1 protein-coding gene is annotated in these 353 nt (G+C 44.2%); it reads left to right on the top strand.

Annotated features, from left to right (window positions below):
* Positions 1 to 353, top strand: a 353-nt coding sequence (locus HMPREF3103_RS07015) for a hypothetical protein (RefSeq protein ID WP_168132840.1), incomplete at both ends; no start/stop codon positions are given.

Here is a 353-nt window from a genome sequence, read left to right as displayed (position 1 = left end):
GAGCCAAACGAAAAAGAAGAAAAAGCGGTGACGCGCTTTGTGACGCTGGAAAACGAACAAGAAGTCGAAGTGTCGCCAACTGTTGAAGGAACTCAACCAGCTCCAACGTTCTTACAAGGAGAGAAATATCACTTCAATAAACAGACGAAGACGGAAAACGGTATTACGACTCACTATTACGATTTAGTAACAGGCGATAAGCCTACGGTTGAGCCAAACGAAAAAGAAGAAAAAGCGGTGACCCGTTTTGTGACGCTTCAAGGCACACAAGAAGTCGAAGTAGCTCCAACTGTCGAAGGAACGCAAGCTGCGCCAACATTCTTACAAGGCGAAAAATACTACTTCAATAAACA

This window comes from Granulicatella sp. HMSC30F09, from assembly GCF_001806915.1.
Taxonomy (GTDB): domain Bacteria; phylum Bacillota; class Bacilli; order Lactobacillales; family Aerococcaceae; genus Granulicatella; species Granulicatella adiacens.
Note: the sequence above shows the minus strand (reverse complement) of the source record. Positions and strands in the feature narration are given on the sequence as shown.